Origin of the sequence: Anaerofustis stercorihominis (assembly GCF_005844425.1) — a bacterium.
In the GTDB taxonomy this organism is placed as follows: domain Bacteria; phylum Bacillota; class Clostridia; order Eubacteriales; family Anaerofustaceae; genus Anaerofustis; species Anaerofustis butyriciformans.
On record NZ_SPHL01000009.1, the window covers coordinates 49168 to 58420 of the forward strand.

The 9253-nt window shown below is 29.3% G+C and carries 8 protein-coding genes; 3 read left to right on the forward strand and 5 right to left on the reverse strand.

Annotated elements, in window-relative coordinates; genetic code table 11:
• Positions 1–22: 22 nt before the first annotated feature.
• The 4 genes from FGQ49_RS04105 to FGQ49_RS04120 form a co-directional block, all read right to left on the reverse strand.
• Positions 23–418 carry an SRPBCC family protein gene (locus FGQ49_RS04105; protein ID WP_138268611.1) on the reverse strand — a complete coding sequence of 132 codons (396 nt, stop codon included), beginning with the start codon at positions 416–418 and terminating at the stop codon, positions 23–25.
• 188 nt (positions 419–606) lie between these two features.
• Positions 607–1146: a CDP-diacylglycerol--glycerol-3-phosphate 3-phosphatidyltransferase gene (gene pgsA, locus FGQ49_RS04110; RefSeq protein ID WP_138268612.1), complete on the reverse strand. Its 540-nt coding sequence runs from the start codon at positions 1144–1146 to the stop codon at positions 607–609.
• Positions 1146–2477 (reverse strand): 30S ribosomal protein S12 methylthiotransferase RimO, encoded by a 1332-nt coding sequence (gene rimO / locus FGQ49_RS04115; protein ID WP_171020575.1) that lies wholly within the window; start codon positions 2475–2477, stop codon positions 1146–1148. The genes pgsA and rimO overlap by 1 nt, the downstream gene beginning before the upstream one ends.
• Positions 2478–2488: 11 nt before the next feature.
• A complete protein-coding gene (locus tag FGQ49_RS04120; protein ID WP_171020576.1) occupies positions 2489–5311 on the reverse strand; it encodes a DNA translocase FtsK in 2823 nt (940 codons plus the stop codon).
• A gap of 329 nt (positions 5312–5640) precedes the next feature.
• On the opposite strand from FGQ49_RS04120, the gene FGQ49_RS04125 reads away from it, so the two are divergent.
• The 3 genes from FGQ49_RS04125 (at position 5641) to FGQ49_RS04135 (ending at position 7153) form a co-directional block, all read left to right on the forward strand.
• Positions 5641–6084 carry a cell wall hydrolase gene (locus FGQ49_RS04125; RefSeq protein WP_138268615.1) on the forward strand — a complete coding sequence of 148 codons (444 nt, stop codon included), beginning with the start codon at positions 5641–5643 and terminating at the stop codon, positions 6082–6084.
• A gap of 13 nt (positions 6085–6097) precedes the next feature.
• Positions 6098–6487: a hypothetical protein gene (locus tag FGQ49_RS04130; RefSeq protein WP_138268616.1), complete on the forward strand. Its 390-nt coding sequence runs from the start codon at positions 6098–6100 to the stop codon at positions 6485–6487.
• A 147-nt stretch (positions 6488–6634) separates the two neighbouring features.
• Positions 6635–7153: a CarD family transcriptional regulator gene (locus FGQ49_RS04135; protein ID WP_138268617.1), complete on the forward strand. Its 519-nt coding sequence runs from the start codon at positions 6635–6637 to the stop codon at positions 7151–7153.
• A 53-nt stretch (positions 7154–7206) separates the two neighbouring features.
• Here the strand turns inward: FGQ49_RS04135 and FGQ49_RS04140 are convergent.
• Positions 7207–9253: UPF0182 family protein (locus FGQ49_RS04140; RefSeq protein ID WP_138268618.1), on the reverse strand; the 2047-nt coding region annotated here is incomplete at its 5' end.

Consider the following 9253-nt stretch of genomic DNA (forward strand, 5'->3'; position numbering starts at 1 on the left):
GGCTTTTTTATTTCATATTTTTTTATTCTAATATTTTTTTTAAATCTTTAATAAATTGTTTCTGTTGTTTCTTTAAATATAATTTTACAAAAGGCTTCATAATTTTTTTCTTTACTGTTATATGTTCTGAAAAATCAACCTGAGTCTTATCTTCTTTTGACGTAAAAACGCCAATCCAATGACCTTTTATATTGCTGTTTTCCATATCAAATTCCCATCTTTTATAAGGCTGTAATAAAGTAACTGTAAAAATTGTATAATAACCTTTTTTCGTATATTCAACAAATTGATTTTGACTAACAATTTTTGTTTTACTTAGGTCACTTCGCCATGTATTATATTTACTAACATTTAAAGTCATTTCCCAAACTTTATGTATATCACTATCTATAACATCTTTTATATTAACAGTTATCATTTTTATACATCCTCTCATAACTTAAACTTTCATATACTCATAAAATACTACATTATAATTGTATCAATTTACATATTTTTCTATATATTATTTAAAATATTTTATACTTATTATAGTGTTATATTTTTTATCTTCAAAACCATATTTATTAATATATTTTATTTTTATAAAAAAAGAGTAATTTAAAATTACTCTTTTACATTAAATAAACTTCTGTTTAAATATAAATAATTTACTCCTGAAACTACAGTTAAAATTAATGCTATATACATAAGGCCTAAAGAAATATTAAAAATAATATTACTTAAAGCTGAAAAATGCATTAATACCAATGCTATCATTTGAGTAGTCGTTTTTAACTTACCTATTTTATCAGCTGCTATAACAACTCCCGCAGATGCAGCAAGAACTCTAAGCCCAGTTACAATAAACTCTCTTGCAAGAATTACAATTACAACCCATGAAGGAATAAAGTTTATTTCAACGAAGCAAAGCATCGCTGCCATTACAAGAAGTTTATCTGCAAGAGGGTCAACAAATTTTCCAAAATCTGTAACCATATTACATCTTCTTGCAATCTGACCATCAACAAAATCTGATATTGAAGCAATGATAAATATCGCTCCAGCAATCATATAATTATTTTGTATACCTGTAAGCATCATAAAAACAACATATACAGGTATCATAAAAACTCTGAATAACGTAATTTTATTTGCTAAATTCATTATATCGTCCTTCCTATTAAATCATATTCCATTGAATCTTCTATTAATATATCATAAAACCCACCTATTTCTAAAGGTTTATGGGCATAAATATAAACTTCTCCGTCAATTTCAGGACAATCCATATAGCTTCTTCCTATATAAACATTATCTTCTCCCTCTACTTCTTCTTCAACAAGAACCTCTAATGTCTTATCTAGATACATTTCCATAAGCTCTTCAGAAACTTCTTCCTGAGCTTGCATAAGTTCAATATATCTTTCTTCTTTAATTTCTTCATCAATTTGGTTATCCATATTGTAAGCAGGCGTTCCCTCTTCTCTGGAATATTTAAAGAACCCTACCCTGTCAAGTTGATATAATTTTATAAATTCTAAAAGTTCTTCATGCTGCTCTTTTGTTTCTGATGGGAAACCTGTAATGAATGTAGAACGGATTTTTATTCCTTCAACATTCTTTCTTAATTTCCTTATAATAGAAAGTATATCTTCTTTTGAAGTTCTTCTTCCCATTTTCTTTAATATATCGTTATTAATATGTTGAAGAGGCATATCTATATATTTTACAACTTTATCAAGTTTTGCAAGTTTATCGATAAGCTCATCTGAAATAGTTTCAGGATAAATATATAAAACTCTTATCCACTTTAAGCCCTCAATATTATTTAATTCCTCAAGCAAATCAGGAAGTCTTCTCTTACCATATAAATCAGTACCATATTCTCCAACGTCTTGAGCTATTAAGATTATTTCTTTAACTCCTCTTTGGGCAAGTCTTTTTGCCTCAGATACTATATCTTCAAGCTTTCTGCTTCTTTGTTTTCCTCTGATACTTGGAATGACACAATATGTACAATGTTTATCACATCCTTCACTTACCTTTAAATAAGCCGTATATGAAGGTGTAGACAATATTCTGTCTGTTTCAACAATAGGACAATTTATATTTTCAACATTAACTAAAGTACTTTCACTATCTTTATCAAGTTTTTCAAGAACTTTTGCCATATCATAAAATTCACCTGTTCCAACAAAAGCATCAACTTCAGGTATTTCCTTTAATAACTCTTCATGATATCTTTGAGCAAGACATCCAGTAACTATTATTTTTACTTCATTTCTGTCTTTTTTTACCAAAGTAGCTTCAAGTATCGAATTAATGCTTTCTTCCATTGCATCATGAATAAAAGTACAAGTATTGATTATTATATAATCGCTTATTGTTGCATCATCAACAATCTCATACCCTTGCTCTTTTAATAAATACATTATATTTTCACTGTCTACGGTATTCTTTGGACATCCCAAAGTTAAAATAAATACTTTTTTCATATCTATCTCCATTACATTATTTCATCTTCTATATCCAGTGTTCCCTCAGGATAAACTTCATCACTTTCTACAACACTATTGGAGAAGAAATCCTCTCTCTTTTTTAAAACTTTTCTTGGTTTACTTCCATCTTTAGGAGAAATGATTCCCCTTTGTTCCAATTCATCAATAATACTTCCAGCCCTTGCATAACCTATTCTAAGTCTTCTTTGAAGCATTGACGTTGAAACTTCCCCAAGTTCAAATGCTAAGTTAAGTGCATCATTAAACTTTTCGTCAATGAAATCTTCTTTGTGAAGATTTTCCTTACTTCCCGGCATATTTTCTTCAGCGGAAACTGTTTCAATACCTTTTATTGCATCTTCATCATAATTTGGTCTTTGTGTTTCCTTAATGAATTTTACAACCGACTCAACTTCTTCATCACTAATAAAAGCGCACTGTGCACGCATAGGAGCATTACTTCCCACAGGAGAATATAACATATCCCCTCTTCCTAAAAGTTTTTCTGCTCCTGCCATATCGAGAATCGTTCTTGAATCAATTTGCGATGATACGGCAAAGGATATACGAGAAGGTATATTTGCTTTAATAAGCCCCGTAATAACATCAACAGATGGACGCTGAGTTGCTAAAACCAAATGTATACCTGCAGCTCTTGCAAGCTGAGCAAGTCTACATATTGCCGATTCAACTTGAGAAGCACAAGTCATCATTAAATCCGCAAGCTCGTCTATAATGATAACCCACTGTGCCATTTTTTCTCCACCGGTCTTTTCCATTTTCTTATTATATCCGTTTATGTCTCTTACTCTGTTTTGAGCAAATAAATCGTATCTTATTTTCATTTGCTTTTCAGCCCACTTAAGAGCTCCTGCCGCATGATTTGGGTCTGTCTCTACTGGTACAAGCAAATGAGGAATGCCTTCGTATATATTAAGCTCAACCATTTTAGGATCTATTAAAATAAGCCTTACTTCGTTTGGATCTGCGTGGAATAAAATAGAATTTATTATTGCGTTAATGCAAACACTTTTTCCTGAACCTGTGGCACCGGCAATTAATAAATGCGGAAGTTTGGCTATATCCATTATAACCATATCTCCCGTAACATTTTTACCAAGGGCAACAGATAATTTAGATTTTGCATTTTTGAATTTTTCATCTTCTACAATTTCTCTAAATCCTACAACAGATACTTCTTTATTAGGAACTTCTATACCTATTGCACTTTTCCCTGGAATAGGAGCTTCCATTCTAATTCCATTTGCTGCAAGAGCCATTGCCAAGTTATCTTGAAGCCCTACAACCTTACTTACTTTTATACCCGGCTCAAGTTCCATTTCATATCTTGTAACTGTAGGTCCTATACTAACTTCAGTTACTCTTGCCCCAACTTTAAAGTTTGCAAGAGTTTCTTCAAGTATTCTTGTGTTTTCTAAAACCCTGTCTCTCTCCCCTTTATTATTTCTATTTTTATTTGGTTTTAAAAGAGATGAATCAGGGAATACATAAGGTATCTGATCTTTTTCTGTAACTAAAGGTTCTTTATCTTCTATTTCCGTAATTTTTGCAATACTTCCGTTATCCATTGCAACTCTTAATTTATCAAGTTGCTCTCTTTGAGCTTTATTGGCTCTGTCTATATCACTTATATCAATTCTTTCAATAGGTATTTCTTCCCCATCTTCAATAAAATCTTCTTTATTTATAGGTTTATGATTTACAAAGTCTTTTGTTCTTTCAATTTGTTTATTTGTTTCATCTTGCTTTTCCTGAGTTTCTTTTATTATCTCATCAAAGCCTTGTTCTTCTCTTACTTTGTTTTTTATCTCTTCTTTACTTAGTTTTTCATTTTGAATAACTTCTTCTTTTGGCTTTTCTTCGTTAACTTCTTTTTTAAAGTCTCCATTTTCATTTCTATAATAAGTCCTTATTATAGGTTCTTCTTTCTTTACTTCTTGTTTTACATTCTCACTATTATCTTTTTTCTTAAATGGATTTTTGCTTTTCTTATATTCATCTTCCCATTTATTTAAAACTTCTTCTTTATCCTTACTTGTTTTTATTGCATCTTTTTCATCATATGGATTTTTTATAAGTTTACTTTTAAAAGAAGGAAAGAAAGATGTTCGTACAGGTTGTCTATCTGCTTTTGTTCTTAACTGCTCTTCTCTGTCTTGTATTTTCTTTGTCAATCTTTGAGCTTTTATCTCTTTTTTTACTTCTCTTTCTTTTTGTCTTATTGCTTTTCTATCTTCTTTATAACTTGCAATATTGTCTTTGAATATTAATATTAAACAAACTATAATGCAGGCAAAAATAAATATATATGCACCTGTTTCACCAAGGAAAGTCGTATATAAACCTCCGAGCCATATACCTATTATGCCGCCTTTTGTTACAACATTTAGCACAGCATTAAAAAGCTGATTTGTAAAAGCACCATATTTTAAAAGGTCTCCTCCAACATTAAAAAATGCCATTATGTTAAATATAATAAAAACAATACAAGCTAAAGTAAGTGTTTCACTAAAAGGTTTTAATTTAGATGTTATATAAACACCAAGACCTAAAAATGATACTCCTATTAAAAAAGCTCCTACACTACCAAATAGAAACATAGAAATATTATGCAAATTATTTCCAAAAACACCACTGTCTTTTGACCATATAGAATAAAGCATAAAAACACCAAAAAAGAAAATAATAACACCTATTATTTCATTTTGAATTATTTTCTTTTTAAACATTTCTTGTTCAAGCTGCTTTTTTGTAGTTCTTCTTGATGATGTTTGAGTTCTTTTCCTTGCCGTTGTTTTCTTTCTTGCCAAGTTCATACCTCACATATGTAAATTTAATATTATTCTTTATTTATGTATCAGTATATTTTATCATATTTTCATTTTAATTCATAGGATAATATATCTTATAATTTATAAATAAAATATAATAAATTGTAATAAAATATAAAATTTATATTTTATGAATTAATTAAGTTGCATTTTAATATTAATACATTTTCATTTCCATATGTATTTTTAAATTAATAATAATTTATCAAAATTTTTTTTAATCCAGTTAAAACAAATCCTTTTTTTATTTTGTCATATTAAGAAAATAACACAATATAAATATATTATAACATTTATTGGAGGAAGCAATGGCTTATTCGGACAGAGAACTTTTAGCAAGATTAATTGAGTGCGAAGCGGGAGGCGAAGGTAATGAAGGTATGGCCGCAGTAGCAAGTGTAGTCATGAACAGAGTTTATACTCCATATGGAGAATATTCAAGAGTTTCAAACGGAGGAAGTATCAGAAACATAATATATCAAAAAGGACAATTTACCTGTGCCATGGAAACTGTAAACGGAGAATATAACCCACAAAACATATACAATATGAATCCTACAAATATTCATTATCAAATAGCAGACTGGGCAATATCGGGAGGACGGCTTTATAATCTTGGATACGCACTTTGGTTTTATAACCCTTTTCAAAATAACTGTAGAGATTTTTTTCCAAGCGAAGTTGGAAGTTTAATAACCAAAATAGGAAAACATTGCTTTTATAATCCAACTGAAAAATATTTACAAACTTAAAAGAGAGGTAGATATGGATAGAGAAGATAATTTAAATGGAATCTTCAGTGGTCAAAACTATAATAAGCACCTTGATAATCAAATGGATAATAATTTTGAACCGGAAAAAGACAGTGACGGTTCCAATGTCCCTTCTGTATTTACAGTAGGTACTACTCCTGATATACTAAACAGAATTAAAGGTGAATACTGCGTATGTGAATTTGTAATAGGAAGTGATACATTAATAACAAAATCCGGAATAATGTATAATGTTGGACTTAGCTATTTTACTCTTTTTAATATTTCTAATAATGAATATATAGTTTGCGATATATATTCGGTTAAATTTATAACGGTTCCCAGAACAGATGTAATATCTCAAAGAAACATATCATCAAATCAAAGAAGAAATAGAAGATAACTCTTTTGTATAAAGAATTTTAAATTTTTATTACATAATTCCTATAAAAATGGTATAATATGTTTATGGCAAACAGCTTAATCGTAGACATCATGACTGCTATTAGGCTGTTTTATTATAACATTTTATAAAAAAGGGGTTGTTGTAATGTTTAGTTTAAATGAAATAATTCAATATGATAACGAAGGACTATGCAAAATCAGTGAAATTGTAGAAAAAGACTTTGCAGGGGCTAAAGCAAAATTTTACGTTCTAACTCCTATTAATAAAGATAGCCTTACAATATTTGTTCCAATTAACAATAAAAAACAAACACAAAAAATGAGAAAGATTTTAACTCCAAAGGAAATCTATAATTTAATAAATGACATAAAAGATGATGATTTAATATGGATTAATGACGACAACGAAAGGAAACAAACATACAAACAAATTATACATTCAGGAGACAGAAAAAATATAATCAAGTTAATAAGAACATTATATTTACATAAAAAAGAACAAATAAAGAATGGAAAAAAACTGCATATGTGCGATGAAGAGATATTAAAAAATGCAACAAGACTTCTACATGAAGAGTTTTCTCATGTATTAAATATAGAGCCGGAAGAAGTTGCTCCTTTTATATCAGAGCATATTAAAGTTAAAGAAAAAATAAACGTATAATTATTTTTCCCGGGAAATAAAGAACCGATTTACTTGAAGTAAATCGGTTCTTTTTACATTGAATTTAAAATATTATCAAGCTCATTCATATATTTATTATATGCTTTGCTATCTCCTTTTGCCTGTGCATCTTTCATTTTATTCATTAGATCTCTTGCTTTATCCTCAAGAGAGAATTCAGTATCTTCCTGCCTACCTTCTTTCAAATTAAATATAGCATTTATTCCTTCACTTAAAGAATCTTCCATTACGATTTGTTCTCCATAAGCAACTATAACTTTTTTTACTTCAGGCAGTGCCATCTGATCTGTTTTTGATTTAACATATATTGGCTCAACATAAAGTATACTGTCTTCTATAGGTATAGTAAGCATATTACCTCTTGAAACCTCGCTGCTTGCCTGTGAAAGCAAGTTTAATTTAGGAGCAATGTTCGTATCCTGATCAATTCTTTGCTCTATCTGCATCGGTCCATAAACAAGTTTTTGTTTCGGGAATGTATATACTTTCAATTTACCATAATCTTCACCATCACATATACCTGCCATCCATGCAACCATATTATTTTTGTTATTTGGCGTAAAAGGTGCCATAATCATAAACTCCTCTTTGTCACTGTCAGGAAGTTTCATCATCATATAAGCACTGTTTACATTTACAGCTTCTTTTGCTGTTCCATAAAATTGTTTTGCAGTCTGCCATTGATCTTCTTTGTTATAAAAAACCTGTGGATTTGTCATATGATAAGTTTCATACATACTGCTTTGAATGTTAAACAAAACTTCTGAATATCTCAAATGCTCTTTTAATATCGGATCCATTTCTTCAAGTGGTTTAATAAATCCAGGATACATTTTAGAGTAAAGAGTTGCTATAGGATCGTTTTTATCTACCTGATAAAATTCAACTGTTCCGTTATATGCATCAACAACAACTTTAACAGAGTTTCTTATATAATTGAAGTTTTGCCCATCTTGAAATTTAGAAGGTGTTGAACAAGGATATTTGCTGCTTAAAGTAAAAGCATCTATTATCCAATATAATCTGCCATTTGCATTTACAATATAAGGATCTTCATCATATTCCAAAAATGGAGCTATAATACTTACTCTTTCTTTTATTTCTCTTCTAATAAGAACCTTACTATCAGAGGTTATATCTGATGAGAATATAAATCTGCTATTCATATTATTTATTGAAAAAGCAATTCTATTTAAGAAATTTAATTGTATCCCTCCACTTCCGCCATATCTGTTTTCAACATTATTATCACCTTCAGGATAATCAAATTCGTCACTTTTACAATTTACAATGGCATAATCAGTAGTCATTTCTCCATAATATATTCTAGGTTCGGTTATTTTTAAATCATCATATATAGTAGTTGCAGGTATATCCTTTTGAATCAAAACGGGCTGACCTGATGAATTTATTTGGTTAACAGGAGCAACTACACTTCCATAGCCATGAGTATATTTTTGATGTTTATTTACAAAACTTCTTACATTTTCTTTACTGCTTGGTTGCATTTCTCTTACAGAAATAAATACTTGTGTGGGATCTCCATCAAGATTATATCTGTCAACATCAACATCTTTAAAAGAATAATAAGACCTAAACCCTTGAAGAGAATTAAAAGTATCAAGGGCAGGAAGGAAATCATTTATAGGAATATTACTTATTGTTACAGAGTTATTTTCAATGTCTTCTTTTGTTAAGTTGTTATCTGCTTTAAAATCTTTAACCTCTACGTCTGCAATATTGTATGCATCTCTTGTCATATCAATATTATTATTAATGTATTTTTCCTCTTTAGCATATTCATTTGGAACTACTATATAATTTTGTATTACAAACTTTAAGCCGACTAAACCAAATACAAATAAAGGAACTATTATAATGCATATAATAACAGGTTTAACTTTATTTTTAAAACAGCATATCCAAAGAATAACAGCAAATATAATCATAAATACACTTAATATTTTATATTTGTTAACATCAATTAACATATCTGCATAAGTAGATCCGTAGACAATCCCCGAAGAATCATAGCATACATTAAAAATATTAAGATAAAAATGAATACTTAAACATAAA